At 63.6% G+C, this 25,638-nt stretch carries 22 protein-coding genes, 1 tRNA gene and 1 pseudogene; 11 read left to right on the top strand and 13 right to left on the bottom strand.

Features of this window, described 5'->3' with window-relative positions; all coding sequences use genetic code 11:
* The first annotated feature begins 11 nt into the window (after window positions 1-11).
* The 3 genes from AC0L20_RS02400 (at window position 12) to AC0L20_RS02390 (ending at window position 2,417) form a co-directional block, all read left to right on the top strand.
* Window positions 12-1,142: an iron-containing alcohol dehydrogenase gene (locus AC0L20_RS02400; protein WP_473287269.1), complete on the top strand. Its 1,131-nt coding sequence runs from the start codon at window positions 12-14 to the stop codon at window positions 1,140-1,142.
* 59 nt (window positions 1,143-1,201) lie between these two features.
* Window positions 1,202-2,173, top strand: coding sequence for a Bug family tripartite tricarboxylate transporter substrate binding protein (locus AC0L20_RS02395; RefSeq protein ID WP_473287268.1), 972 nt, complete (start codon window positions 1,202-1,204; stop codon window positions 2,171-2,173).
* Window positions 2,174-2,343: 170 nt separating this feature from the next.
* A tRNA-Gln gene (locus tag AC0L20_RS02390) sits at window positions 2,344-2,417 on the top strand.
* Between the two features lie 41 nt (window positions 2,418-2,458).
* Here the strand turns inward: AC0L20_RS02390 and AC0L20_RS02385 are convergent.
* Complete coding sequence (locus tag AC0L20_RS02385) at window positions 2,459-3,022, bottom strand: CocE/NonD family hydrolase (protein WP_473287467.1); 564 nt, start codon at window positions 3,020-3,022, stop codon at window positions 2,459-2,461.
* On the bottom strand, window positions 2,937-4,799 hold the full coding sequence (locus AC0L20_RS02380; RefSeq protein WP_473287267.1) for a caspase family protein: 1,863 nt from the start codon (window positions 4,797-4,799) through the stop codon (window positions 2,937-2,939). The genes AC0L20_RS02385 and AC0L20_RS02380 overlap by 86 nt, the downstream gene beginning before the upstream one ends.
* A gap of 203 nt (window positions 4,800-5,002) precedes the next feature.
* On the opposite strand from AC0L20_RS02380, the gene AC0L20_RS02375 reads away from it, so the two are divergent.
* On the top strand, window positions 5,003-5,365 hold the full coding sequence (locus tag AC0L20_RS02375; RefSeq protein ID WP_473287266.1) for a DUF1428 domain-containing protein: 363 nt from the start codon (window positions 5,003-5,005) through the stop codon (window positions 5,363-5,365).
* 165 nt (window positions 5,366-5,530) lie between these two features.
* Here the strand turns inward: AC0L20_RS02375 and AC0L20_RS02370 are convergent, their stop codons facing one another.
* From AC0L20_RS02370 to AC0L20_RS02360, 3 genes are all read right to left on the bottom strand, one after another.
* Entirely contained in the window at window positions 5,531-6,103 is a 573-nt protein-coding gene (locus AC0L20_RS02370; protein ID WP_473287265.1) for an invasion associated locus B family protein, read from the bottom strand.
* Window positions 6,104-6,169: 66 nt separating this feature from the next.
* Window positions 6,170-9,316: an efflux RND transporter permease subunit gene (locus AC0L20_RS02365; RefSeq protein ID WP_456764786.1), complete on the bottom strand. Its 3,147-nt coding sequence runs from the start codon at window positions 9,314-9,316 to the stop codon at window positions 6,170-6,172.
* Entirely contained in the window at window positions 9,313-10,485 is a 1,173-nt protein-coding gene (locus AC0L20_RS02360) for an efflux RND transporter periplasmic adaptor subunit (protein ID WP_473287264.1), read from the bottom strand. Before AC0L20_RS02360 ends, AC0L20_RS02365 begins: the two co-directional genes overlap by 4 nt.
* Before the next feature lie 376 nt (window positions 10,486-10,861).
* Between AC0L20_RS02360 and AC0L20_RS02355 the strand changes: the two genes are divergently transcribed.
* The 6 genes from AC0L20_RS02355 to AC0L20_RS02330 all read left to right on the top strand — a co-directional run bounded on the left by AC0L20_RS02355 (window position 10,862) and on the right by AC0L20_RS02330 (window position 16,755).
* Window positions 10,862-11,101, top strand: coding sequence for a hypothetical protein (locus AC0L20_RS02355; RefSeq protein WP_456764784.1), 240 nt, complete (start codon window positions 10,862-10,864; stop codon window positions 11,099-11,101).
* A 218-nt stretch (window positions 11,102-11,319) separates the two neighbouring features.
* The gene (locus AC0L20_RS02350) at window positions 11,320-13,851 is read left to right on the top strand and encodes a TonB-dependent receptor (RefSeq protein WP_473287263.1); all 2,532 of its coding nucleotides are present in this window, start codon (window positions 11,320-11,322) and stop codon (window positions 13,849-13,851) included.
* Between the two features lie 19 nt (window positions 13,852-13,870).
* Window positions 13,871-14,560: a Fe2+-dependent dioxygenase gene (locus AC0L20_RS02345; protein ID WP_473287262.1), complete on the top strand. Its 690-nt coding sequence runs from the start codon at window positions 13,871-13,873 to the stop codon at window positions 14,558-14,560.
* Window positions 14,557-15,471, top strand: coding sequence for a tonB-system energizer ExbB (exbB, locus tag AC0L20_RS02340; RefSeq protein WP_473287261.1), 915 nt, complete (start codon window positions 14,557-14,559; stop codon window positions 15,469-15,471). The genes AC0L20_RS02345 and exbB overlap by 4 nt, the downstream gene beginning before the upstream one ends.
* A gap of 3 nt (window positions 15,472-15,474) precedes the next feature.
* The gene (exbD, locus tag AC0L20_RS02335) at window positions 15,475-15,930 is read left to right on the top strand and encodes a TonB system transport protein ExbD (RefSeq protein WP_018459254.1); all 456 of its coding nucleotides are present in this window, start codon (window positions 15,475-15,477) and stop codon (window positions 15,928-15,930) included.
* A gap of 9 nt (window positions 15,931-15,939) precedes the next feature.
* Window positions 15,940-16,755: an energy transducer TonB gene (locus AC0L20_RS02330; protein ID WP_456764781.1), complete on the top strand. Its 816-nt coding sequence runs from the start codon at window positions 15,940-15,942 to the stop codon at window positions 16,753-16,755.
* Here AC0L20_RS02330 and AC0L20_RS02325 read toward each other — a convergent pair.
* The 8 genes and pseudogenes from AC0L20_RS02325 to gntR form a co-directional block, all read right to left on the bottom strand.
* The gene (locus tag AC0L20_RS02325) at window positions 16,743-17,165 is read right to left on the bottom strand and encodes a hypothetical protein (protein WP_473287466.1); all 423 of its coding nucleotides are present in this window, start codon (window positions 17,163-17,165) and stop codon (window positions 16,743-16,745) included. The genes AC0L20_RS02330 and AC0L20_RS02325 overlap by 13 nt on opposite strands.
* A gap of 65 nt (window positions 17,166-17,230) precedes the next feature.
* A complete protein-coding gene (locus AC0L20_RS02320; RefSeq protein ID WP_473287465.1) occupies window positions 17,231-17,911 on the bottom strand; it encodes a site-2 protease family protein in 681 nt (226 codons plus the stop codon).
* Window positions 17,912-18,072: 161 nt separating this feature from the next.
* Window positions 18,073-18,465, bottom strand: a complete 393-nt coding sequence (locus AC0L20_RS02315) for a GFA family protein (RefSeq protein WP_473287260.1) — start codon at window positions 18,463-18,465, stop codon at window positions 18,073-18,075.
* Window positions 18,462-19,458, bottom strand: a pseudogene (locus AC0L20_RS02310) (serine hydrolase domain-containing protein). Before AC0L20_RS02310 ends, AC0L20_RS02315 begins: the two are co-directional and overlap by 4 nt.
* Window positions 19,459-19,641: 183 nt before the next feature.
* Window positions 19,642-20,388: an SDR family NAD(P)-dependent oxidoreductase gene (locus AC0L20_RS02305; protein ID WP_473287259.1), complete on the bottom strand. Its 747-nt coding sequence runs from the start codon at window positions 20,386-20,388 to the stop codon at window positions 19,642-19,644.
* Between the two features lie 27 nt (window positions 20,389-20,415).
* Window positions 20,416-21,147 carry an SDR family oxidoreductase gene (locus AC0L20_RS02300; protein ID WP_456764778.1) on the bottom strand — a complete coding sequence of 244 codons (732 nt, stop codon included), beginning with the start codon at window positions 21,145-21,147 and terminating at the stop codon, window positions 20,416-20,418.
* Window positions 21,148-21,259: 112 nt separating this feature from the next.
* Window positions 21,260-23,089 carry an IlvD/Edd family dehydratase gene (locus AC0L20_RS02295; protein ID WP_473287258.1) on the bottom strand — a complete coding sequence of 610 codons (1,830 nt, stop codon included), beginning with the start codon at window positions 23,087-23,089 and terminating at the stop codon, window positions 21,260-21,262.
* 122 nt (window positions 23,090-23,211) lie between these two features.
* Window positions 23,212-24,312 carry an HTH-type transcriptional regulator GntR gene (gene gntR, locus AC0L20_RS02290; protein WP_473287257.1) on the bottom strand — a complete coding sequence of 367 codons (1,101 nt, stop codon included), beginning with the start codon at window positions 24,310-24,312 and terminating at the stop codon, window positions 23,212-23,214.
* 201 nt (window positions 24,313-24,513) lie between these two features.
* Between gntR and AC0L20_RS02285 the strand changes: the two genes are divergently transcribed.
* Entirely contained in the window at window positions 24,514-25,575 is a 1,062-nt protein-coding gene (locus tag AC0L20_RS02285; protein WP_007592328.1) for an ABC transporter ATP-binding protein, read from the top strand.
* The last annotated feature ends 63 nt before the right edge of the window (window positions 25,576-25,638 follow it).

The raw sequence follows: 25,638 nt of genomic DNA, 5'->3' as shown, positions 1-25,638 counted from the left end.
CGATCGCGACGATGACCAACGCTTTCACACCCATCGAAATCCTTCGTCCGACCGTCCTCGAGTTCGGCTGCGGCACGATCGCCGCAGCGGCGCGCTTCGCCGAGCGCATTCGCGCCAAACGACCGCTCGTGATTTCCGATCCGTTCAACGCGCGCCGTGTCGACACGCTGGCGCTGCCGGGTGCAGTGAAGGTGTTCGGCGAGGTCAAGCCCGAGCCGGACCTGCCCAACCTCGACAAGGCCGTGGCGATGGCGCGCGACGTCAAACCCGATCTCGTCATCGGCTTCGGTGGTGGCAGTGCGATGGATCTCGCCAAGCTGGTCGCGGTGCTGTGTACCTCCGAGGTAGCCTTTGCCGATATCATCGGTCCCGAGAAGGTGGCCGGCCGCAGCGTGGCGCTGATGCAGATTCCGACGACGTCTGGCACCGGCAGCGAGGCCGGCACCCGCGCGCTCGTCACCGATCCCGTCAGCCAGAACAAGCAGGCGGTGCAGAGCCGCTTCATGCTGGCAGATATCGCCATCGTGGATCCGGACCTGACGATGACCGTGCCGAAGGAGGTCACTGCCGCCACCGGCGTCGATGCTCTGGCGCATTGCGTCGAGGCCTATACCAGCCGCAAGGCGCATCCGGCGATCGACCTCTACGCGCTCGAAGGCGCCCGGCTGGTCGGCCAATATCTCAAGCGCGCGGTCGCCGACGGCGGCGATCGTGAGGCGCGCGCGGGTCTGGCGCTGGCCTCGCTGTACGGCGGCTATTGCCTCGGACCGGTGAACACGACCGCCGGCCATGCGGTGGCTTATCCGCTCGGCACGCGCCATCATGTGGCGCATGGGCTCGCCTGCGCGGTGATCTTCCCGCATACGCTGGCGTTCAACATGCCGGCGGCCGAGGCGAAGACGGTGGCGGTGCTGGCGGCACTCGGACTGCCGGCGCAGAGTGATGCGAAGCTTGCGTTCGAGGCGACTTATGGATTCTGCAGGAATCTCGGAATCGAGATGCGGCTGTCCGCACTCGGCGTGCCCCGGGACGATCTCGGCGTGATGGCTGGCGAGGCGCACGCAATTCGCCGCCTGCTCGACAACAATCCGCGCGACCTCGGCCGGGATGCGATCCTGAGCATGTACGAGGTCGCGTTCTAGCCATCTCCGCGCACGCGCGCGTCAGCCAATCAACAACAGGAAATGCAGAGGAAACTTCGATGAGATCGATGTGGCTTGTTCTTGCCTCGGCCGCGCTGCTGGCGACGTCGCCGGCGAAGGCCCAGGACGGCTATCCGTCCAAGCAGGTGACCGTGATCGTTCCCTTCGCCGCCGGCGGCACCGCGGACATTTTCGCACGTATGGTCTCGAACCATCTGCAACTGAAGTTCGGCAAGCCGTTCGTGGTCGAGAATGTCGGCGGCGCCGGTTCGATCCTCGGCGTGACGCGGCTGGCGAAGTCGGCGCCTGACGGCATCACGCTCGGGCTTGCCAGCACGTCCGCGCTCGCAATCAACCCCACTCTCTACGGACCGAAGCTCAGTTACCAACCGGACAAGGATCTGGCGCCGGTTGCCCAGATCAGCGTGGTGCCCAACGTTCTCGTCGTCAACCCCGACAAGATCAAGGCGCGCACCGTGCCGAAGTTGATCGCCTATCTCAAGGCGAACCCGGACAAGGTCTCGTTCGGCTCGGCCGGCGTCGGCACTTCGCAGCATCTTGCCGGCGAGTTGTTTCAGCAGATGACCGGCACCAGGATGGTGCACGTGCCCTACAAGGGCTCGAGCCAGATGCTGACGGATCTGCTCAGTGGCCAGATCGATCTGGCCTTCGACAACGTGCCGTTGCTGCTGCCGCAGGTGAAAACCGGCCAGCTCGCGATGCTTGCGACCGCAACGCCCAAGCGCGCCGCCTTCGATCCGGAAACGCCCGCGGTCGCCGAATTCCTGCCCGGCTTCGAGGCCGTCGCCTGGCATGGCTTCTTCGTTCCCGCCGCGACGCCGAAGCCGATCGTCGAAAAGCTCTCGGCCGAGATCCGCGCCTTCATGCAGCAGCCGGAGACGGTGCAGAAGATGGCCGAGCTCGGCGCAACCGCGGCTGCGGTGGATTCCGAACCGTTCGCGGCCTATATCGCCGCGGAAACGGCGCGCTGGAAGAAGGTGATCGAAGCTGCCAACATCAAGCTGGAGTAGCTGTCCGCGGGATCTCCGGGGGAGGCACGCAGCCCATCCACTGCAGCGCTTGCCAGCCCACGGCCGAGCGGGTAGAACGCTGCCACGCCTGAGCCGTGATTTGCGCCGAATGCGCTTCCGGCCCCAGCCGGGCTGTTCAATAAGCCATTGAATTTGTTCGGCTATTCCGTTGGGGAATGGTGTAACGGTAGCACAACAGACTCTGACTCTGTTTGTCTAGGTTCGAATCCTAGTTCCCCAGCCAATTCCGGCGCCTTTCTGTTTCCCCGCTGCGCCGTCTCGGCGCTACCTCGAATTTCTCCGCTCCGGATTCTTTGCTTTTTTCGCTGCTGATTTCTTTTTCTTCGCTACGGGCTTCTTCGTCTTGGCCAGGGTGAAGGGGCGGGCGGCCATGAAGGCCGGATTGCTGGCGCCCACCAGCGACAGTTTGGGTGACTGATCCGGCGGCATCTTGGCGCCGATGGCGGTGTGGAAGCGCCGGTAAGATCCCTTGAATGTCCCGCCGTTCCAGACCGCCTTCAGCGTTCCCGTGAACAGGCCGTTGAATGTGCCGTCCTGCGAGAGCTGGTTGTCCTGGCAGCCGGAGATCAGCAGCACCGACGCCTTGATCTTGGAGAAGGCCTCGGAAAGGTCGCGCCGCTTCAGGATCGGATCATAGGTCTTCCTGTTGGCCTGGTAGACGCGCAGCGCCATCTCGTCCGGCATCGCACGATAGATGGTGCCGGGGACGGTGCGTGCCCTAGCCTGATCGCGCGATGCTTTGCTATCTCTTCTTTCTCGTCGCCTTCTTTGTCGCCGGCGCCTGCTTGCGCCCCGTCTTACGCGGCCGCCTGGACGGTGTTTTCGCAGCAGGCCTGGCGGACGCCGCGCCTTGCGAATTGCCCCACGGCACGGGAGCCGCACAGCGAACCTTGGCGCCGACCAGATTCGGCGTCTGGCTGTATCGCATCCGCCTCAGTTTCTCCGTGACCAGCTCGTTGAGCGTCTTGAACGAGGGATTTTCGCCCTTGGCCCTCAGTTCGCGCAGAGTCCCGGCCATGGAGTAGGTGTAGACGCCGTAAGACGTCGCGCCGTCCCGGTATTCGTAGGAGAGCTGCTGCTCCTGACAGGCCTCGAGCAGGATCGGCATGTACGGGCCGAGATGGTCGAGCTCCTTGCGCGTCTTGTCGTAGTCCTTGTCCGGCTTGGTTCGCAGCATCATGGCGCGCCCCAGCCGTTGTGTTGCCCCGTTCTCCCCGAGGAAGTCGGCGCCATTTTTCCTGTCGTTCAGGCTCCTGTTCAGAGGCGTGAAGTCGCGCGGCACCCACATCCGCTCGGCCGCATCCCACTTCAGCGCACGGTGGCGGATGTCGTCTGGAGGGCTCAAGCCCCGGACACGGGGACCGCCGTCGCGCGTCAACCCGCCCGAATGGCAGCAATCGAACATCGCCACGAAATAGCTGTCATAGGGCAGTTGCGAGTACAGCTCGGCGAACTGGCGGTCCAGAATGGCGTGGGCCGGGGACCAGTCGAAATCATAGGGAACGAGACATTCGTCGACGTGATCAGGCTCGCCCTGGATGTTGTAGCGGGGAATTTGGGCGCCGTGCCCCGAATAGAACAGCATGCGCTCGTCGCCGCCACGAACGCCGTCGAGCAACCAATGCAACCGGTCCATGATCCCTTGCGTCGTCGCGCGGTCGTTGAGAACGATGCGGATATCTTCCGGCTCGAAACCGCTCTCCTGGAGCACCGAGCTCATCAGGAACACATCGTTGACGCAGCCTTCGAGCCTGCTGGCCGGGTCAGGATAGTCGTTGATGCCGATCAGCAGCGCGCGGCGGCCGGGTTTGACAGCAAGGCTCGCCATCTCGCGCGCGGCGCTCACGATCGCACGCGGGGCAGGCGTCGGAACGCCGTCATGCCAGACGGTCGCAATTGTGCTGGTGTGCGACAGGTACCACGTCGCATCGTGATTGAGCGCGTCGTTGGGAACGTCGAAGGACACGATGACCTGCTGGTAATTATCCGCACGAATGTCGAGCGGATAGGTCAGCACGTGATCGCCGGGATTATAGAGGTGATACCATTTTCGGCAGGTTAGGGGCTGAATGCGGCCGGCAAAGACGTCGCGCACCGCCGGGTTGCCGATTTGCGAGCCGAAGCTGACGAAGATCGCGTCCTTGATCGCGTCGCCGTCGTGCAGGAAGGTGTCGTAGCAGATCAGCGAGCCGAGGCTGTGCGCCAGGACCATGTCGTAGGTCTTGCCGTCGATCTTGTCGAGAATGAGCTGGCGGAGGTCCTTGCGGAGCTGTTCGTCGGTTGACCACTGGGCGATCATGCCTGCGGTCCATTTGATGACGGCGGGGATGTCGCCGATGCCGCGTGCGCCAGTCAGGAGATCGCCGATGCCGTGAACGACCGCGCTCGCCAGCAGCTTGGCCGCGGCCGCGGCGTAGGTGAGGGAATTGAGCGGGGCCTTCTCGAACAGATCGTCATAGCGAACGAAATCAATATCGAGCTGGACTCCCTGGTCGACCTGCTCGACGGCACGCGTGATGACTTCGGACCAGGACTGCTGAAACCCGGCATCGATCTCCGCGTGACCGACGCCGTGGACGCAAAGCAACGACAGGCGGGTCCTCATGAAAGCGGCCTCCCCAAATACAATCTGAAATAGCGGCTGTGCGGATGCAAACGTCAGGGATGATGTCACGGAGCCGCGACGGACGAATGTGAAGTAGCGCACGAATTGCTCGCGACAGTTTGCCTCACCTTGTGGGTGCCACGACGAGTCGGGCCGCCGCGCGCTGGATCGTCCTCCGGACACACAACCCAAGGAGATCCGTGATGCCCTATGTCGATGGTTTCGTGCTGGCCGTGCCGAAGGACAACATCGAGGCCTACAAGGCGCTGGCGACAACGGCCTGCGCGATCTGGATGGAGCACGGTGCGGTCGATTGTGTCGAATGCATTGGCGACGACGTGCCCTATGGCGAGCTGACCTCGTTTCCGCGCGCGGTGATGGCGAAGGAGGACGAGATCGTGGTGTTCTCATGGATCGTCTATCGCGACCGGGAGACTCGCGACGCCGTCAACAAGAAGGTGATGGCGGACCCGCGGCTGAAGTTGGAGGGCATGCCGTTCGACGGCAAGCGCATGATCTATGGCGGCTTCACGACGCTGCTGAGGGCGAGCGATCCCGTGGAGTGAGGGCGCCGACCCGGCCTACACATCGGTGCTTGCCCATGCAGCAGCATCGTGGCTAGCCGTTTCACTTGCTTTCGCGCGTCACTGTCATCATGCACGACGACCAGAAGCTCGACGGCGACTCCGTCGGCAACGCGCAGATGGCGCGGCAGTGAACGCGCGAAAGAGCTACTTGATCTTGTCGTAGGCCGCCGCGAAATCGCTCAGCGGCATCGGGATCGCGATCGTTTCCTTCGCCATGTTCTGGAAGGAGACCTTGAGCTGCTTGCCCGACCGCAAGGTCGCAAGCAGGTCTGGCGCGATCGGCGTCGAGGCGTAGCAGCCGCGGTTCTCGCAGGTCTGGATTGGGAGATCGACCGTCTTGCCGTCGTCGACCTGGAGCTTGGCGCCGATGGGAAGGTTGAGGCCGAGCGGCAATTGCAGCAGCGCCACGGGTGTGCGGGTGTCGGGCGCGATGCGGATGTTGATCAGGACGATGGTCTGGCCGGTCTTGGTGAGCACCGCGTTCTGCTCCATCGCGCATTCGAGCGGTGCGTCGCGGCTGACGCTGGTGCAGCGCACGACCCAGCCGGGCTGCTGCGCCGCAGCGCCGTCAGCCTGCGGCTGCGTCGGAGCCGGCGCGGGCTGTGCCGCCGGGGCAGAGGGAGCCGCGCTCTTCTTGGCGCCTTGCTGGGCATGCGCGGCACTCGCCGACAACAGGACAGCGGCGGCAAGGGCGACAAGTCTGGATTGCATGCACATAGCAAAACCGCGTTGACGTGAACCGAGGGCCTCGCTGTAACGTCGCGAGGCGCGCGGTGCAAGCTACTACTCGGCAGCTTCCTTAACGCTGCCGTGCTCGACCGTCTCGTCGCCTTCGCCGTCACCCTTACGGCCCCAGCCCGAGAACCAGTTGTTGAGCTCGTCGAGATAGAGATAGACGACCGGGGTGGTGAACAGCGTCAGCGCCTGGCTGACGATCAGACCGCCGACCATGGCGTAGCCGAGCGGCTGGCGAATCTCGGCGCCGGTGCCGTGGCCGAGCATCAGCGGCACGCCGCCGAGCAGGGCAGCCATCGTCGTCATCATGATCGGACGGAAGCGCAACAGCGCCGCCTGCCGGATCGATTCCGCCGGCGTCTTGTGCTCGTCGCGCTCGGCGGCGATGGCGAAGTCCACCATCATGATGCCGTTCTTCTTCACGATGCCGATCAGCAGAATGACTCCGATCAAAGCAATGAGGCTGAACTCGAAGCCCGCCGCCATCAGGATCGCGAGCGCGCCGACGCCGGCCGAGGGCAGGGTCGACAGAATCGTGATCGGATGGATGTAGCTCTCGTAGAGGATGCCGAGGATCAGATAGACCACGACCAGCGCGGCGAGGATGAGGAGCGGTACGGTGCCGAGCGATTGCTGGAACGCCTGTGCCGTGCCCTGGAAGCTCGAATTGAGCGTCGGCGGCGCGCCGAGATCGGCCATCGCCTTCTGCACGGCCTCGGTGGCCTGGCCGAGCGCGACGCCCTGGGCGAGGTTGAAGCTGATCGTGATCGCCGGGAACTGGCCCTGGTGGCTGATCGAGAGCGGGCGCACCGGATCGGTGCTCCAGGTCGCGAAGGTCGACAGCGGCACCTGGTCGCCGGTCAGCGGAGATTTCAGGTAGAGCTTGTTCAGGCTCTCGAGGCTGCCCTGCATCTCCGGCAGGATCTCGAGGATCACCTTGTAGGTGTTGAGCTGGGTGAAATACTGCGTGACCTGGCGCTGTCCGAAGGCGTCGTACAGCGTGTCGTCGATCAGCTGCGGCTGGATTCCGTAACGCGCTGCAGTATCGCGGTTGATCTTGAGCTGAACCGTGGTGCCCTGGGTCTGCTGGTCTGTCGCAACGTCGCGCAGTTGCGGCAGGGTCTGCATCTTGGCGAGGATCTTCGGCGCCCAGTCATTGAGCTCGGCGAGATCGGCGTCCTGCAGGGTGAACTCGAACTGCGTACGCGTCGGCCGGCCGCCGAGCCGGACGTCCTGGGCCGCCTGCATGTAGAGGCGGGCGCCGGACACCTTCTCGAGCTTGGGACGCAGCCGGGCGATGATCTGCTGCGCAGAGGCATTGCGGACGCTGAGCGGCTTCAACGTAATGAACATGTTGCCGTTGTTGCCGGCGCGGCCGCTGCCGCCGATGTTCATTGCGATCGTTGCGACGTCGGGATCGTCCATCACAATCTTGCCAAGTTCGACCTGGCGACGCTGCATCTCCGCGAACGAGATGTCCTGGGAGGCTTCCGAGGTCGCGGTGATCAGGCCGACGTCCTGTTGCGGGAAGAACCCTTTCGGGATCAGGACGAACAGATAGATCGACAGGGCAAGGGTCGCGAAGAAGATCGTGAGCGTCGTGCGGCGCCAGCTCAGGGCATGGTCGAGCACCCATTCATAGCCGCGCAGCATCGCATCGAAGCCGCGCTCGCTCCATTGGTAGAACTTGCCGTGGGTGACCTCGCCATGGGCGCGCAGGAAGCGCGAGGCCATCATCGGGGTCAGGGTCAGCGACACGAACATCGAGACGAAGATCGTCATCGCCAGGACGACGGCGAATTCGCGGAACAGGCGTCCGATGATGCCGCCCATCAGCAGCAGCGGAATCAGCACCGCGACCAGCGAGATGCTGATCGACACGATGGTGAAGCCGATTTCCTTGGAGCCCTTGAAGGCGGCCGCCATCGGCGATTCGCCTTCCTCGATGTAGCGCGTGATGTTCTCGAGCATCACGATGGCGTCGTCGACCACGAATCCGACCGCGATGGTGAGGGCCATCAGCGACAGATTGTCTAGCGAATAGCCGACGACCCACATCAAGGCGCACGCGCCCAGCAGCGCCAGCGGCACCGTGATGGTGGGAATGACGGTCGCCCAGAAACTGCGCAGGAAAATGAAGATGACCATGACCACCAGCGCAATGGTCAGCAGCAGCGTGAACTGGACGTCCTCGACCGCGGCGCGGATTGTCGTGGTGCGGTCGCTGATGAGCTCTATCTTGATCGCGGGCGGGATCGCGGCGACGAGGCGAGGCAGGGTGGCCTTGATCCGGTCGACAGTCTCGATGACGTTGGCGCCCGGCTGCTTGAATATCACCAGGAACACGCCGCGCTTGCCGTTGGCCCAGGCCGCCTGCTTGGCGTCTTCGGCGCCGCTGACCGCCTGGCCGACATCGCGGATTCGCAAGGGACCGCCATTGCGGTAAGCGATGATGACGTCGTTCCAGTCCTTGGCCTGGGTGAGCTGGTCGTTGGCGTAGATCGTGTAGGCGCGCTTCGGACCGTCGATGTTACCCTTCGGGCTGTCGACCGTGGTGATCGCGATCTGGCTGCGCACGTCCTCCATCGACAGGCCCTTGGCGACGAGCTTCGCCGGGTCGATCTGAATGCGGATCGAGGGCTTCTGCTGGCCGCCGATGAAGACCTGCGCGACGCCGGAGAGCTGGCTGATCTGCTGGGCGAGCTGGGCGTCGACCGCGTCGCTGACACTGGTCAGCGGCAATGTCTCGGAGGTCGCCGACAGTAGCAGGATCGGAGCGTCGGCCGGGTTGACCTTGCGGTAGGTCGGTGGCGAGGGCAGGTTCTTCGGCAGCTGACCGCTCGCGGCGTTGATGGCGCCCTGCACGTCGTTGGCGGCGCCGTCGATGCTGCGGTTGAGATCGAACTGGATGGTGATCGACGCGGTGCCCAGATAGCTCGTCGAGGTCATCTGGGCGATGCCCGGGATCTGGGCGAATTGCCGTTCGAGCGGCTGGGCCACCGACGAGGCCATGGTCTCGGGGCTGCCGCCCGGCAGATTGGCGGTGATCTGGATGGTCGGGAAGTCCACCTGCGGCAGGGGCGCGACGGGCAGCAGAGGATAGGCGACGAGACCGACGAAGAGAATGCCGGCCATCAGCAGCGAGGTGCCGATGGGATAACGGATGAAAGGTGCCGAAATCCCGCCCGCGTTCATTCCTGTCGAACCTTGTTCTGCGCCGGATCCGTACTCGCCACGGCCGTGGAGACGAGGCTTCCGGGCTGGACCTTGAATTGGCCCCCGGTGATCACCTGCTGCCCGGGCGCCAGCCCTTCGTCGACGACCGAACGTCCGTCGATGGCGTAGCTAACCTTGATCTTGTGCACCTCGGCCTTGCTGTCCTGATTGACGGTATAGGCGTAGAGGCCATTGGTGGAGTGCTGGACCGCGTCATCCGGGACAACGGTCGCATCCTTCAGAGTGCGCACCAGCAGGCGCGTCGACACCGACTGCCCGGGCCACAGCGCGTGGTCCTTGTTGTCGAACACCGCCTTGAGCCGGATCGTGCCGCTGCTGGTGTCGACCTGGTTGTTGATGACGGCGAGCTTGCCCTCGGCCAGCGTCTTCTTGCCGTCGGTGGTGAAGGCGATCACCCTGAGTGCGCCGGCCTTCTGGCCCTCGCTGATATAAGGCAACTGATCTTCCGGCGCCGTGAAGATCACCGAGATCGGCTCGACCTGCGAGATCGTGACGATGCCGGTCTGCGTCGAGGCGTTGACGATGTTGCCGACGTCGACCTGGCGCAGGCCCGCGACGCCGGTGATCGGCGCCTTGACCTGGGTGTAGTCGAGCTGGGTCTGCGCGTTGGAGATCGAAGCTTCGTCGGCGGCGATCTGGGCGGTGAGCTGGGCGACCGTGGAGCGCTGGGTGTCGACCCGCTGGGCGGTGGCGAATTCGCCGAGCTTCATGGCGCGCTGGAGCTCGAGATTGGCGTTGGCCAGATTTGCCTCGTCCTGCGCCTTCTTGGCCTTGGCCTGGTCGAGCGTGGCCTGATAGGGGCGGGGATCGATCGAGGCGAGAAGCTCGCCTTCCTTGACGATCTGGCCTTCGGTGAAGGCGATCTTGTCGATCTGGCCATCCACCCGGGTCCGGACTTGGACGGTGTTGAAGCCCGCAACCGTGCCGAGACCGGTCAGGTAAACCGGAAAGTCCACCTTCTGGACCGGGGAAACGCTCACGGGGACGGCGGGCGGGCGCTGCGGCCCCTTCTGTGCGGTCTGGGTTTTCCCGGCGTCGGGCGCGCCGAATTTCTGCCAACCATAGTAACCCGCGGAGGCCACGGCCGCGATGATCAGAATCCAGAGGATCGGCCGGGACTTTTTCATATCGTCTCGTGTCGGCTCTTATGCCTTAAGCTACGAATTATGAGGCAATCATAGGGTTCCAGGGCGCTTGTATAATACACGCCAAGTTCCAGTGTAAACAGCACTATCGGCTGAGAATCCTAAACAATTGGAAAGCTTTGCACTGCCTAGGCAGCTCCGTGTCACTACGGTGTGCAGTGCTGCATTTTCCTGTCAGGAACGATCAGCGTGCAAAGCTTGTGCAATGCTCGAAAGCGGTGTGCTCTGGACCGAGCGGCGCTGCGCATAGGCCGCAAGGCGTCGGCTCGCGAGAACGGTTCTAAATCGTGCGGAGGCCGTTTCGGTTGTCAGGAAAACCGGCATCAGTCATATCGGCGCTCCACAACGGGAGCGCAGCATGGACGAACTGAACGGCAAGCTGATCGCGTGTCAGATCCTGATCACGGGACTGATCGCACGCGTCGCCAACGAGCAGCGTGATCCCTTGCGCTTTCTCACCGACTTCCGCGACGAGATCAGAGCCGTCGTCGGCGGCGTCAACATTGCCGGCATGGACGACAGCGATCGCGTGCGCGCGGTGGCGCAGAAGACCGTCGACGAATTGTTCTCGCTGATGAAGCCGCCCAGCAGCGATTGACGATGCGCGCGCGACCGCCGATTCTCGCGCTCTCTTTAGAACAAATCCAATCTTGATTTAGAACGATTTGAAACTGCAGTTTAGAATCGTTTTGATCTGGACTTATTCAAGCGTTCTCGCGGCTTGCTCGCATTGACCCGCTATTTTGCGGCCGATACCAACACTCCAATCGCTCATCGAAGTGAATGGGCGAACAGGAATATGGGGCGTGTTTGGTAATGGGGCAGGTGGTCGCACCGAAGTCGTTGCGTTCGGTCGCAGCATTCGATGAAAAGTTCACGGGCGTTTCCGGCAAGAAGGTCTCCGCTGTCGCGGGCCTGATCGCGGCAGCATCGGTGTCGAGCGGTGCGGAGGCGCAGCAGTCGAACCTGCCGCCGGTAACGGTCGATGCGCCGGTCGCGCGTCCGCGCCCGGTGGCTTCGAAGCCGACGGCGGACCAGGTCCGCGCGCGCAATGCGCTTCGCCGCGCCGCGCAGCGGCAGCAGGCGGCGCAGCAGACCGCTCCCACCCGGCCGTCCGGTTCGGCCGACGCCAATCCGTATGCGGATCCGGCCGCGCCCTACAAGGTCGATCACGTGCAGGCCGGCGGAAAATTCCCGGAGAAGCTGGTCGATACGCCGAAATCCATCACGGTTCTCAGCAAGGAAGTGCTCGCGGACAAGAACGCCACGTCGCTGAAGCAGGCGATTCTGAGCACGGCCGGCGTGACGCTCGGTTCAGGCGAGGGCGGCAATGCGTTCGGCGACCGCTTTTTCATTCGCGGCTTCGATGCTCGCAACGACATCTTCATCGACGGCGTACGCGATTCCGGCGTGAGCGTTCGTGAGAACTTCTTCACCGAGCAAGTTGAGATCCTGCGGGGCCCCGGCTCGACCTTTTCCGGCCGCGGTGTCGCTGGCGGTGCGATCAACATCGTCACCAAGCAGGCAAATTCGGACAAGAGCTTCTACAACATGGACACGACGTTTGGCACCGACCAGACCAAGCGTGTCACGCTCGACGTCAACCAGGTGATCAATCCGACGCTCGCCGTTCGCGCGGGCGGTCTGTTCCAGGACGCCAATGTCGCCGGTCGTGACTACGTCAAGGACGACCGCAACGGCGCCTTCGTCGCGACGACCTGGAAGCCTGTCGACGCCGTCAAGGTCACCGCTGGCTACATCCATACCGAATTGACGGGAGTTCCGGACTTCGGTGTGCCCTATTATCGGCCGAGCACCTCGACCACCGCCGGCGGTCCATTCCCGGACTTCGGTGCCAACCGCAACAATTGGTATGGTCAGATCAACCGGGACTTCTTCCGGACCGGTCAGGACATCGGCACGCTCAACGCCGAGGTGCAGATCACCCCGGACCTGATCGTCAGCAACAAGTTCCGCGCGTCGCGTTCGACGCAGAATTATGTCGGAACGCTGCCGGAGAGCCCGGTCATCGCCACTCCGCTCTCGGCGTCGACGCTCACGATGAATCCGCAGAGCCGCCTGCAGATCACCGACGTGCTCGCCAACCAGACGGAGGCGACCTACAAATTCCAGGATGGGGCCGGCTTCAAGCATACCGCGCTGGCAGGAATCGAAGTCGATCGCGAGAGATCGTCGATCGATAAGTACCTCGGGCTTACCTCGGAGGGAAATGGTGTTCTCGTAACGCCAGGTGGCTCGCCGACGGGCGTCAGTGTGTTCTCTCCCCAGGACACTTATCTGCCAGGCAAAGCGCTCGCACTGGCAGGTCTGCCCATCAGCGTCGGCATCGACACCGTCAGCGGCTACGTCATGGACAGCGCGAATTATCGCGACCTGCTGATCCTCAACGGCGGCTTTCGCTACGACAATTACAGCATCAATTCATCCGGCTATGCGGCAAATGGCACGCTCGGCCAGCAGTCGGCGGAATTCCTGATCCCCAACTTCAATCTCGGGCTGACGCTCAAGCCTGCTCCGAACGGCAGCGTCTATGTGGCCTATGCCACTTCGGCGAACCCCGTCGGTGCCGAGTTCGACGGCACCAGCACGCCCTATGGCGCCTTCAATCCGACTCTCGCCGGCGGCAACACCCAGATCTTCGGGCCCGAGAAAAACAAGGCGATCGAACTCGGCACCAAATGGGAGCTGTTCGATCGTCATCTTTTGCTCACCGCGGCGCTGTTCCAGACCACCAAGGACAATGCGCGCGAGTCGCAGAACGTCGGTAGTGCGGCCGCCGCTGCGCCCTTGGGATGCGTCTATCCGACCGGAACGACCGGCAACATATCTTGCATTACCGCCGGTGCAGCCTACCGCATCCGCGGCATCGATCTCGGTATCGGTGGCAAGATCACCGACAAGTGGAGCGTGTTCGGCGGTCTCGTGCTGATGCAGTCGGAGGTGACGCAGTCGCTGGCGCCGTCGGCGAACAAGGCGCTGTATCCGACAAATGTCGGGCGTCCGCTCGCCAACGTCGCCCATGAGTCCTTCAGCTTGCTCACGAAGTACCAGCTCACCGACGTCTGGGAACTGGGTGGACAGGCGGTCTACCGTTCGAAGATCTACGGCGGCACTTTGCTCGCGGCGAACGTGGGCACGTCGCTTCCGAGCTATTGGCGTTTCGACATGTTTGCTGAGGCCAAGATCAACAAGAACTGGCAGGTCAAGCTGTTCGTGAACAACATCTTCGACAAACGCTATTACGACGCGCTGTACCAGAGCGCTGCGCCCTTCGTGCTGGAAGCACCGGGCCGTGCCGCCTATGTGGTGCTCTCGGCGCGCTACTGATGGAGCGACAGCCAGTTTCATGCTGACATGCATAGAAAACGTTCTGAGCAAAGATGATGTGGCGGATTTCCGCCGCATCATGGACGCCAGCGAATGGGAGGACGGCCGTTCCACCGCCGGCTCGCAGTCGGCCATGGTCAAGCGCAACGAGCAACTGCCGCCCGATAGCGAAATCGCGCGAAAACTCGGCAACCGCATCATCTCGGCGCTGACGTCGAACCCGCGCTTCATCGCGGCGGCGATCCCGCTCCAGATATTCCCGCCGCTGTTCAACCGCTATGCGGCCAGCAGCGGCCACCATTTCGGCCTGCATGTCGACAATGCCATCCGCGGCGACCGCCTGACCGGCCTTCGCATCCGCACAGACCTGTCGGTGACGCTGTTCCTGGCCGAGCCGGAGGAGTACGACGGTGGCGAACTTGTGATCGAGGACAGCTACGGTTCGCACGAAGTCAAGTTGCAGGCCGGGGACTGCGTGCTCTATCCCTCGACCAGCCTCCATCTCGTGACGCCGGTGACCAGGGGAACGCGGGTTGCGTCTTTCTTCTGGCTTCAGAGCATGATACGGGACGATCAAGCCCGGAGCATGATCTTTGACCTCGACACCGCGATACAGGCGCTGGTGGAACGGCTCGGGCGTGACGATCCCGAAACGGTCAAATTGACGGGTATCTATCACAACCTCATTCGCTACTGGGCCGAAGTATGAAGATCATGTCCTTCCAAGCAAGCCTTGCCGCAGCTCTGGTGCTGGCGGCCGCCTGGCTTGCATCCCCTGTTTCTGCCCAGACACAAGCCGCGCCCGCGGCACCGGTCCAGTCGACGGCTCAGCCGTCCGCGGTCAGCCCGGCCCCGGTTGTTGCTCCGCCTGCGGCGCCCCAAGCTGTCGCGCCCGCAAAGTCCGATCCGGCGGCCGGCATCGCGCCCGCCATGAAGGAATTGTCGCCCTGGGTGATGTTCCAGTCGGCGGACATCATCGTGAAGGCGGTGATGATTGGGCTCGCTTTTGCATCGCTGATGACCTGGACGGTGCTGATCGCCAAGTCGATCGAATTGTCGATCGCCGCGACCAAGCTTCGTTCGGCGCTGAAGAAGATCGCAGAGGCGCGCTCGCTCGCGGAAGCGCAGATGGCGCTCGGCGCCAAGGAGGGCATCCTGCCGTCCTTCCTGGCGGCGGCGCTGCGGGAGGCGCGGATGTCGGCCGGGCTCTCCAGCGACACCGGCATCAAGGAGCGGGCGGCTTCGAGCTTCTCCGAGATCATGCGCGCGGAGGCGCGGCGCATCCGCGTCGGCATGGGCGTGCTCGCCACCATCGGCTCGACCTCGCCCTTCGTCGGCCTGTTCGGCACGGTGTGGGGCATCATGAACAGCTTCATCGGCATCTCGAAGTCGCAGACCACGAACCTCGCCGTCGTCGCGCCCGGCATCGCCGAGGCGCTGCTCGCCACCGCGATCGGTCTGGTCGCCGCCATTCCCGCCGTCATCATCTACAATTACTTCTCGCGCGTGACGAAGAGCTATCTCGAGCTCGTCAGCCGTGCCTCGGGCGCTGCGGGGCGGTTGCTCTCGCGCGATCTCGACCGCAGCCACGGCAGCGTGCATTCGCGCGCGGCGGAGTGAACCATGGGCGTTTCGCTCGCAGACAATGATGACGACGACGATTTCGGCGAAACGCATGAAATCAACGTCACGCCGTTCATCGACGTCATCCTGGTGCTGCTGATCATCTTCATGGTCGCAGCGCCGCTGTCGACCGTCGACCTGCCGATCGATCTGCCGACGTCGAGTGCGACGCCGCAGAAGAAGCCGGACAAGCCGACCTATCTCAGCATCAAGCCCGATTTGACGCTTGCCATCGGAGAGAACCCGGTTCACCGCGCCGAGTTGATCGGCACGCTGGACGGTCTGTCCGACATGAGCAAGGACAAGTATGTCTTCCTGCGCGCCGATCGCTCGGTGCCGTATGGCGAATTGATGGGCGTCATGGAGCTGTTGCGCTCAGGCGGCTATTCGCGGGTGAAGCTGGTTGCGCTGGAAGGCGCTCCGGGAGCGCCTGCGGCAGGCGCCGCTCAGCCTTAGAGGCCCGCGATGTCGGACGAGTCCAGACCAGCCCGGACGCTTTGGATTTTGGCAGCTCTGGCGGCGCTCGCGCTCCATCTCGGTGGTGCCGCGCTCGCGCTGGCGCACCTGCGGGCCGATGACGGCGACGATGGCCTCGGCGCGGCCGGCGCGGAGTTCGCTGTCGAGATGGCCTCGCCGAAGGCGCCCGACACCGACCTTCCGCCGGGACCGGATAGCGAAGCGATGCAGGAACAGCAGGCGCTTCCCGAGCAAAAGGCCGAGACCAAGGAAACCGAGCTTCCAAAGGATCAGTCGCAACAGGTCGACGATCCCGATCGGGTCGTCACCGAGAACATCTCGAAGAAGCCGCAGGACGAGGATCCGAAGATTGCGGCGGTCGAAACGCCCGCTGCGGAAGCCTCGCCGAAGTCCGTTGCGACGGCGCGGCAGACGCTCGACGAGGACGCGCGCGAGGCCGAGAAGGCGCTGGCGCCCGTGCTCGGCATCGGCAAGGACATTCTGAAGCTCACGGCGGATTGGAATCGCAAGATCAGCGCGCATCTCACGGCCCACAAGGTCAACCCGGAGGGCAAGGAGCCCAACAATCAGAAGGTCAAGGTTAGCTTTGCGATCAACCGACGGGGCAACGTGCTTTCAGTCGACGTTGTCGAGTCGTCCGGGGATGCAGCTTACGATGCGGCGGCGATCTCGATTGTCCGCAAATCCGATCCCATCCCGCAGCCGCCCGCCAGCCTGACCGACGACCGGTTCGAGCGCACCGTCGACATCATCTTCACGCCGCCGGACGCAAAGAAAAAGAAGAAGTCGGCTCAGCGCCAGTAGAGCCTGATCCCGACATAGACCACGACCAGGCAGGCGAAGATCAGCGCCACCGGGAGCGGCCGTTTCTGGGTTGCGCCAGCGGTCGCTGCCGCGAAGAAACTGGTCTTCTTCGGCTTCGGGTCTGGGCGACGGAAAGCGGTAACATTGTCCGCCGCCGGTTCGGCCGCCCGGGGGCGGACGTCAGGCGGGGTTCCCGCGCCGCCCATCTCGGCATAGTAGGCCTTGTAGATGGCACCGATGGTGGCCTCGGTAGCCTCGCCCTCGTTCATCTGCGCCTGCAGGTTCTTGTAGCTCACGAGGAACTCCTGCGCCCCCGGAGGCAGCGCGGACGACCCGTTGAGCTTGGCCATCATCTTCCAGGTGGCGAAATCGGCGCGGGCGCGGGTGTCGGCGCGTCGCGCGATCAGCATATCGGCAGCTTTGACCAAGTCGGCCTCGAGCCCTTCGGCTTGTGTTCGGGTGTGTCGCTGTTCAACTACGCATTGCCGGTCAGAATGAGAACACCCTGAATCACATAACCGGTCAACGTTCGCAGTATTGCTGAAATAACATCAAGATTTAGACCGAACTGGGAGCCCGCCAGCGGTAGCAGGATCAGCAAGCCGATCAGGATCAGCATCCCGAACGGTTCGAGCCGGGCCAGCGGCAAGGCGAGCGCGCGGGGCAACAGCCCCACCGCGACGCGCCCGCCATCGAGCGGCGGGATGGGCATCATGTTGAACACCGCCAGCACCGCGTTGATCAGCAGTGCGTTCTTGAGATTGTCGAAGATCCATTGCGCCGAGTTGGCCGGAGCCCAGGGGAGGGCGTGCAGGGCAAGAGCTGCGGTCAGCGCCAGCAGGATGTTGGTGGCGGGCCCGGCCAGCGCCACCCATACCATGCCGAGCCTGGGGTCGTTGAGCTTGCGGAAATTCACCGGCACAGGCTTGGCATAGCCGAACAGGAACGGCGAATGCGCGAACAGCAGCATCGCCGGCAATATCAGCGTGCCGAACGGGTCGATGTGGCGGAGCGGGTTGAAGCTGACACGGCCGAGCTGCCATGCGGTGTCGTCACCGAGACGGTATGCGACGAAGGCGTGCGCAGCCTCGTGGAATGTGATGGCGAGCACCAGCGGCAGCACCCACACCGAGAGGTCATACAAAGAAATGTTCACGGCTCGTCCGTCCCGGTTTGCCTGCGGTCTTGCAGCCGACCCAGCCAACCGGTGGTGCAGCAACGCTTCACCCCAACATAGGGTGGCCGGCTCCGAAATGCCACGCTGCAAATGATCGGCGAGACCGGCGGCCATGACGTCGAGCCTTGGCGCCGGATGAGCTACGTCGGGATCGTCCCCTCATATCGGATCATGCCGTCCTCGATCGTCACCCAGCCCATCTTTTCGCTGACCCAGATGTGCTCGGTCGGTACAAACGCGTTGCGATCGTCGAACGTCGCCAGCGCGACGCCAGCCAGCGTGCCGTTGCGCCGCCAGGCGAACAGGCGCGTGCCGCAGTGCTTGCAGAACACGCGGTCGATGTTCTCGGAGGATGCATAGCGGGCGGTGTCGCCCTCGACGGTCAGCGCGCGCTGGTCGAACTGCGCGCGGGCGAAGTAGGGCGAGCCCATCGCCTTCTGACACATGCGGCAATGGCAGATGCGAACGTTGAGCGGCTCACCTTCCGCCTTGAACCGCACCGCGCCGCACAGGCATCCGCCTTCCCGGATCATGCGACCCGCCACTCGGCGACCTGACGCGCCATGTTCCAGTTGAGATTGTCGAGATCGCCATCCATGCTCGAATTCCCCCGTCTGGTGTTGGTGAAGGCGGCCCAGCAGAAGCCGCCATGGGTTCTGACCGCAATGGTGCTGGTGCCCGGCAGGCTGCCATTGTGCCACCAATTGTCCGACCTGTTGACGCAAAAGCCCTTGGCGTAGTTCGGGCTGTCAGCGGGCGCGGTGGTCATGATCTCTATGGTGCGCGGCCGTAGGATGTTCGCGGGCTTCGTGTAGCCGTCGACATGCATCAGAAACTGAACCAGGTCCGCCGGCGTCGCGATCCAGCCGCCATGGGAATCCATCCGCGGGACGTTCATGCCGTAGGGATTTTTCGCCTTGGCCGTAATAGACGACTTCGCCGGCCTGGCGCTGCTCGCGCGTATTGCCCGCGATCGTCATGTCGGTGACGCTGCAGCGCGCCAGCACCTCACTGCGGACATGCTCGGCGTAGGGCCAGCCGGTGAGCTTCTCGATGACGCGGCCGAGCACGCAATATCCGAAATTAGAATAGGCGTAGCGCTGCCCCGGCGGGCGGTCGAGCGGCCGGTTGGCGAGCGTCCAGGCGATCAGCCCGGCATGATCCATCCGGGGATGACTGAACATGGGATCGCGGTTGTCGTTGCTCCAGCCGCCGGCGGTGTGCGTCAGCAGATGCTCGAGCGTGATCTGGTCGATACCGGGCGAGTAGGGCGGTTGGCCATAGTCGGTGCCGAGCAGTGCGCCTGGGCCGAACACGCTGTCTGTCAGCTTGAGGCGGTTCTCCTCGATCAGGCGGAAGATCGTGACCGACGTGATCATCTTGCTGACGCTGGCGATCCGGAACAGATGCCGCGGCGTCACGGCCTCGTTCCGCTCGACATCAGCAACACCGAAGGCGTCTTCGTAGACAACATTGCCGGCATAGCCGATCGCAAAGGACAACGCCGGCACGCCGTATTTGCCCATGAAGCTGTGCGCGAGCCGTGCCATGGCGTCGCGCTCGGCCGGCGAGGGCGCGCGGATGCTAGCCGGGTTGGGCGCAAGTTGCGCAAGCGCATCGTGCGAAAGCAACGGCAGCGCGCCCGCTGCGAGCTTCACAAAATCCCGCCGTCCAAACCGCATGGTGCACCCCTTCGGACGGCCGTTGCCTCAGTACGTCGCCCGTCCCCCGGAAATATCAAACACCGCGCCGGTGGAGAAGGCACAATCTGCGGACGAAAGCCACGCCACCATCGCGGCGAGCTCGTCCACCAGCACGAAGCGGCCTTTTGGAATCTTCGACAGCATGAAGTCGATATGCTGCTGCGTCATCTGGTCGAAGATCGCGGTCTTCGCAGCCGCGGGCGTCACCGCATTGACGAGGATGTCATGTGCCGCCAGTTCCTTGCCGAGCGACTTCGTCAGCGCGATCAAGCCGGCCTTGGACGCCGAATAGTGCGAGGCGTTGGGATTGCCTTCCTTGCCGGCGATCGAGGCGATGTTGACGATGCGCCCGTATTTCTGCTTGAGCATCGCGGGCACGATCGCCTTGCAGACGATGAAGGGGCCGTCGAGGTTGATGCGCAGAACTTTCCGCCATTCCTCGAGATCGGTCTCCCAGACCGGCTTGTTGACGCCGGCGATGCCGGCATTGTTGACGAGGATGTCGATCTTGCCGAAGGCGGCAAGCGTCGCGTCGCGGGCCTGCTCGACGGCCGCGGCATCGGTGACGTCGACCTTGAAGACGCGGGCATTGTCGCCGATTTCCTTTGCCGTCTTCTCGGCGAGGGCTGCATCAAAATCCCAGATCGCGACGTTGGCGCCGGAGGCGACGAAGCGCTGAACGATGGCGCGGCCAAAACCCTGCGCGCCGCCGGTGACGATGGCGACACGGCCGTTGAGATCGATCTTGTTCATGCTGGATGCCTTCTGGATGCCTTGGCGTCAGAGCATGTAGCCGCCGTCGACGACGAGGTCGACGCCGGTGGTGAAGGCGCTCTCGTCACTGCCGAGATAGACCGCCATGGACGCGATCTCGTCGGCGGTGCCGAGCCGGCCCATCTTCTGGCGGGAGACGAACATCTCCTTGCCCTGCGGCCCTTGCGCCGCGGCGCGGTCGAGCATCGAAGGCGTCTCGACGGTGCCCGGGCAGATGCTGTTGCAGCGGATGCCCTTGGTGATGAAGTCGAGCGCGACCGCGCGCGTCAGCAGCGACACCGCGGCCTTCGAGGCGCTGTAGACGTAGCGGTTGGCCGGCGGCCGCAGCGCCGCGCAGGAGGAGATGTTGACGATGCTGCCGCCGCCGCCCGCGAGCATGTCCGGCAGGAAGGCCCTGATCGTCCGGTGCATCGACTTGACGTTGAGGTCGAACGAGAAATCAAAATCCTCTTCCGAGCATTCGAGGATGGTGCCGTGGTGCACGAAGCCGGCCGCGTTGAGCAGGATGTCGACCTTGCCGACGCGCTTGGCGAAGGCGTTGACGTCGGCGGTGTTGCGGACGTCGAGCTTGGCGACCTCGGCGATACCTTCCTTGGTCAGGCCCGCGATGCCGCTCTCGTTGATGTCGGTGGCGATGACGGTTGCGCCTTCACGCGCGAATGCGATGGCGCATGCGCGTCCGATGCCTGCCGCTGCAGCCGTGATGACGGCGCGCTTTCCCTTGAGGCGGTCTGCCATTTGTTGTTCTCCTTGATACTCAGTGCCGTAGCCCGGATGAGCGCGCGAGCGCGATATCCGGGAGCGGATGTCCCGGGTGTCGCTTCGCTCACCCGGGCTACGTGTTCCTAACTCAGTGATTATCCCGCGCCACACCAAAGCTGCCGGCGACGTTCTGGTAGCGCGTGGCGAGCTCCATGCAGGCGCCGGTCGCGTGCTGGCCGACGGTGTTGCGATAAAGCTCCTGCCACGGCGTCTGGTTCGGCGGATGCTTGAAGCCGCCATTGGCCTTGAGCTCGGCATGGCGCTTCTTCACCTCGTCGTCGGAGATAAGAATGTTGGCGCTGCCCTTGTTCAGATCGACGCGCACCTTGTCGCCGTTCCTGAGGATCGCGAGCCCGCCATTGGCGGCGGCTTCCGGCGAAGCATTGAGGATCGAAGGCGAGCCCGAGGTGCCCGACTGCCGGCCGTCACCGATGCAGGGGAGGGACATGATGCCGCGTTTGATCAGCGCCGCAGGCGGCTGCATGTTCACGACCTCGGCGCCGCCGGGATAGCCGATCGGGCCGGTGCCGCGGATGAACAGCACGCAGCGCTCGTCGATCTCGAGCGAGGGATCGTCGATCCGCTCGTGATAGTCCTCAGGCCCCTCGAACACGACGGCGCGGCCCTCGAAGGCATTGAGATCGGTCGGATTGCTGAGGTAGCGATCGCGGAATTCCTTGGAGATCACGCTGGTCTTCATGATCGCGGAATCGAACAAATTGCCCTTCAGCACCAGGAAGCCGGCGTCCTTCACCAGCGGCTTGTCGTAAGCCCAGATCACGTCGTTGTCCGGCTTTGGCGCATTGGCGCAGTTCTCGCCGATGCCGCGGCCGTTGACCGTGACAGCGTTCTCGTGGATCCGCTTGTGCTTCATCAATTCGCGTACCACGGCCGGCACGCCGCCGGCGCGGTGGAATTCCTCGCCGAGATAGAAGCCGGCCGGCTGCATGTTGACCAGCAGCGGCACGTCGTGGCCGACCTTCTGCCAGTCGTCGATCGAGAGCTCGACGCCGATGTGGCGCGCCAGCGCGTTGATGTGGATCGGCGCGTTGGTCGAGCCGCCGATCGCCGAGTTGATCACGATGCAGTTCTCGAACGCCTCGCGGGTCAGGATGTCCGAAGGCTTGAGGTCTTCCCAGACCATGTCGACGATACGCTTTCCCGTCTCGTAGGCGATCTGGCCGCGCTCGCGGTAGGGAGCGGGGATCGCCGCACAGCCCGGCAGGGAGAAGCCGAGCGCTTCCGCGAGCCCGTTCATGGTGGAGGCGGTGCCCATGGTGTTGCAATGGCCGACCGAGGGCGCCGAGGACGCCACGATCTCCATGAACTCTTCATAGTCGATCTCGCCGGCGGCGAGCCGCTCGCGCGACTTCCAGACGATGGTGCCGGAGCCAGTGCGCTCGCCATTGTGCCAGCCGTTCAGCATCGGCCCGCCCGACAGCACGATCGCGGGTAGGTTGACGGTCGCTGCCGCCATCATGCAGGCCGGGGTGGTCTTGTCGCAGCCGGTGGTCAGCACCACGCCGTCAAGCGGATAGCCGTAGAGGATTTCGACGAGGCCCAGATAAGCGAGGTTGCGGTCGAGCGCCGCAGTCGGGCGCTTGCCGGTCTCCTGGATTGGATGGGTCGGGAATTCCATCGCAATGCCGCCGGCCTCGCGGATGCCTTCGCGGACGCGATGGGCAAGCTCGATATGGTGGCGGTTGCAGGGGGAGAGGTCGTTGCCGGTCTGCGCGATGCCGATGATCGGTTTGCCGGACTGGAGCTCGGAGCGGGTGAGACCATAGTTCAAATAGCGCTCCATATAGAGCGCGGTCATGCCCGGGTTATGCGGATTGTTGAACCATTCCTGCGAGCGGAGGTGGCGGCGAGCGCCGTTGCCGGCGGGGGCATGCCCATTAGTTGGTTTTTTTGTCATTGGTTTCTCCTGCAATGCAAACGCACTGGCGTCCGTTTTATGGTATCGGCTTGTGCGATGCCCAACGGCGCGAGCGACGATTTGCCTGCCCGCTGGCGGGTCGTTTCCTCACAAATCCGATACTAATCATGGCCGCTTGGTAACGCTACCATTTTGTTCGCAGCGCCCGTGCCTGAAGCGGCTGGCCGGTTGTCCGACCGCCGGGCCAACGAGCTTTGCCGCTCGATCACCTTGAAGCCGAGATCGAGCACCGGATGCTCCGGGCGCCGTCCGTCGATCGCGTCGATCAACATGCTGGCGGCCGTGTTGCCCATCTCGTAGCGATTGGTGCGCACGCTCGTGAGAGTCGGGACGGCGGAGGCCATGAATTCGAGATCGTTGAAGCCGACGATCGCGATCTGTTCGGGGATGGCGATCTCGCGGCGCCTGCATTCGAACAGCACACCCAGCGCGAGGTCGTCATTGGCGCAGAACACCGCGTCCATGCCGGGCTCCCGCGCCAGGAGATCGGTGAACAGGGCGCCGCCGAGCGTTACCGAGGTCGGTGTCGCCGTCGTCACGACGAGGCGTTGCTCGAACAGTCCTGCGTCCTTCATGGCCGAGACATATCCGTCGAGCCGCCGCTGCACCCGCGGATCCATCCGCGCGCCGACGAAGCCGATCTTGCGGTGACCTTGCGCGAACAGATGCGCAACCGCCGCACGGGCTGCGTCATAGTGCGAAAAGCCGATCATCATGTCGACCGGATGGGGTCCGATCTCCATGATTTGCACGATCGGGCAGTCGGCGGCATCGAGCATCGCGCGCGATTCCGTGGTCTGGTCGATGCCGGTGACGATCAGCCCGGCCGGCTTCTGCGCAAGAAACAGCCGCAGCAGCTTCTCCTCCTGGAGAATACTGTAGCGTGTGTTGGACAGCTGGATCGAGTAACGGCTGTTTTCGGAGGCGTCGTAGATGCCGCGCAGCACGTCGGAGAACACATTATTGGTCAGTGACGGAATCAAGACACCGATCACCTCGGTGCGCTGCGAGGCCAACGCACGTGCCGCCAGGTTCGGCACATAGCCGAGCTCCCTGGCCGCGCTCTCGACCCGGGTCCGCTTGGCGACCGACAGCGCCTCGGGATTGCGGAAGAAGCGGGACGCCGTGATCGGGCTTACGCCGGCGAGCTCGGCGACTTCCGCCAGCCGGATTTTGCCTGACTTGGTGCGGTTTCGACCCATTTGCTGCTCTTAACACACTCACTCTCGCAAACAAAGGAACGTTGACAGCGCTACCAGCACAGACTAACCAAAGACAAATTGCCAAAACCGCACAAACTGCCGACAATGTCGCCCGCTAAGGTTGGGCTTCGTCGGTGAAGTCTGAAAAAACAAGACGGTCGCGGCGCGAGATGCGTCGTGGACTTTCGAGGAGGGAGCTAGATGTCGTCTGTGCAAATCCGCGACGTGCGGAAATCGTTCGGCAATTTTGAAGTCCTGCACGGCGTTTCGATTCCGATCGAGGACGGCCAGTTCGTCGTCCTGGTTGGCCCCTCCGGCTGCGGCAAGTCGACGCTTCTGCGCATGCTCGCCGGTCTCGAGAACATCACCTCAGGCACGATCTCGATCGGCGACCGCGTCGTCAACAATGTCCAGCCCAAGGAGCGGGACATTGCGATGGTGTTCCAGAACTACGCGCTCTATCCGCACATGACGGTCGGCGAGAACATGGGCTTCTCGATGAAGCTGCGGGGCGAGAGCACCGAAGAGATCAACAAACGCGTCAAGCGCGCCGCCGAGATCCTTGCTCTGTCGCCGCTGCTCGAACGCTATCCCCGCCAGCTCTCCGGCGGCCAGCGCCAGCGCGTCGCCATGGGCCGCGCCATCGTGCGCGATCCGCAGGTGTTCCTGTTCGACGAGCCCTTGTCGAACCTCGACGCCAAGCTGCGCGTCGCCATGCGTACCGAGATCAAGGAGCTGCACCAGCGGCTGAAGACCACGACGGTCTACGTCACTCACGATCAGATCGAGGCCATGACCATGGCCGACAAGATCGTCGTCATGCACGATGGCATCGTCGAGCAGATGGGTACGCCGCTCGAGCTCTACGACAAGCCCGAGAACCAGTTCGTCGCCGGCTTCATCGGCTCGCCGTCCATGAACTTCCTGAAGGGGCATGTGCGCGTCAACGGCGTTGCGACCTTTGAGGGGCCGAATGGGGTCAAGCTGCCGCTCAGGAACGCGCCGGCGGCGTCCGACGGGCGTCCTGTCGTTTACGGCGTGCGTCCCGAGCATTTCACCATCGCTGACGACGGCGCCGATGCCGAGATCGTGGTGGTCGAACCGACCGGCTCGGAAACGCAGGTGTTTGCGAAGCTCGGCGGTGAGCAGGTCGTCGCGGTCTTCCGCGAACGTCACCAGTTCAATCCGGGTGACAAGGTCAAGCTGAAGCCCGATCCCTCCGTGATTCATCTGTTCGACGAGGCGACGGGCAAACGCGTGTAGCGACGCCGAAGAACTGCCCAAGTAGAACTGCCCAATACAAGACGACCCAATACAAATATAAAA

It is taken from the genome of Bradyrhizobium sp. Kon58 (assembly GCF_055807455.1).
The sequence above is the reverse complement of the archived record's forward strand: the minus strand, read 5'-3'. Positions and strand labels throughout refer to the sequence as shown.

Coding starts and splice junctions, on each gene's coding strand:
- AC0L20_RS02400 (WP_473287269.1), top strand. CDS start 12: ATGACCAACGCTTTCACACCCATCGAAATCCTTCGTCCGACCGTCCTC.
- AC0L20_RS02395 (WP_473287268.1), top strand. CDS start 1,202: ATGAGATCGATGTGGCTTGTTCTTGCCTCGGCCGCGCTGCTGGCGACG.
- AC0L20_RS02380 (WP_473287267.1), bottom strand. CDS start 4,799: ATGAGGACCCGCCTGTCGTTGCTTTGCGTCCACGGCGTCGGTCACGCG.
- AC0L20_RS02375 (WP_473287266.1), top strand. CDS start 5,003: ATGCCCTATGTCGATGGTTTCGTGCTGGCCGTGCCGAAGGACAACATC.
- AC0L20_RS02370 (WP_473287265.1), bottom strand. CDS start 6,103: ATGTGCATGCAATCCAGACTTGTCGCCCTTGCCGCCGCTGTCCTGTTG.
- AC0L20_RS02365 (WP_456764786.1), bottom strand. CDS start 9,316: ATGAACGCGGGCGGGATTTCGGCACCTTTCATCCGTTATCCCATCGGC.
- AC0L20_RS02360 (WP_473287264.1), bottom strand. CDS start 10,485: ATGAAAAAGTCCCGGCCGATCCTCTGGATTCTGATCATCGCGGCCGTG.
- AC0L20_RS02355 (WP_456764784.1), top strand. CDS start 10,862: ATGGACGAACTGAACGGCAAGCTGATCGCGTGTCAGATCCTGATCACG.
- AC0L20_RS02350 (WP_473287263.1), top strand. CDS start 11,320: ATGGGGCAGGTGGTCGCACCGAAGTCGTTGCGTTCGGTCGCAGCATTC.
- AC0L20_RS02345 (WP_473287262.1), top strand. CDS start 13,871: ATGCTGACATGCATAGAAAACGTTCTGAGCAAAGATGATGTGGCGGAT.
- exbB (WP_473287261.1), top strand. CDS start 14,557: ATGAAGATCATGTCCTTCCAAGCAAGCCTTGCCGCAGCTCTGGTGCTG.
- exbD (WP_018459254.1), top strand. CDS start 15,475: ATGGGCGTTTCGCTCGCAGACAATGATGACGACGACGATTTCGGCGAA.
- AC0L20_RS02330 (WP_456764781.1), top strand. CDS start 15,940: ATGTCGGACGAGTCCAGACCAGCCCGGACGCTTTGGATTTTGGCAGCT.
- AC0L20_RS02325 (WP_473287466.1), bottom strand. CDS start 17,165: ATGCTGATCGCGCGACGCGCCGACACCCGCGCCCGCGCCGATTTCGCC.
- AC0L20_RS02315 (WP_473287260.1), bottom strand. CDS start 18,465: ATGATCCGGGAAGGCGGATGCCTGTGCGGCGCGGTGCGGTTCAAGGCG.
- AC0L20_RS02305 (WP_473287259.1), bottom strand. CDS start 20,388: ATGAACAAGATCGATCTCAACGGCCGTGTCGCCATCGTCACCGGCGGC.
- AC0L20_RS02300 (WP_456764778.1), bottom strand. CDS start 21,147: ATGGCAGACCGCCTCAAGGGAAAGCGCGCCGTCATCACGGCTGCAGCG.
- AC0L20_RS02295 (WP_473287258.1), bottom strand. CDS start 23,089: ATGACAAAAAAACCAACTAATGGGCATGCCCCCGCCGGCAACGGCGCT.
- gntR (WP_473287257.1), bottom strand. CDS start 24,312: ATGGGTCGAAACCGCACCAAGTCAGGCAAAATCCGGCTGGCGGAAGTC.
- AC0L20_RS02285 (WP_007592328.1), top strand. CDS start 24,514: ATGTCGTCTGTGCAAATCCGCGACGTGCGGAAATCGTTCGGCAATTTT.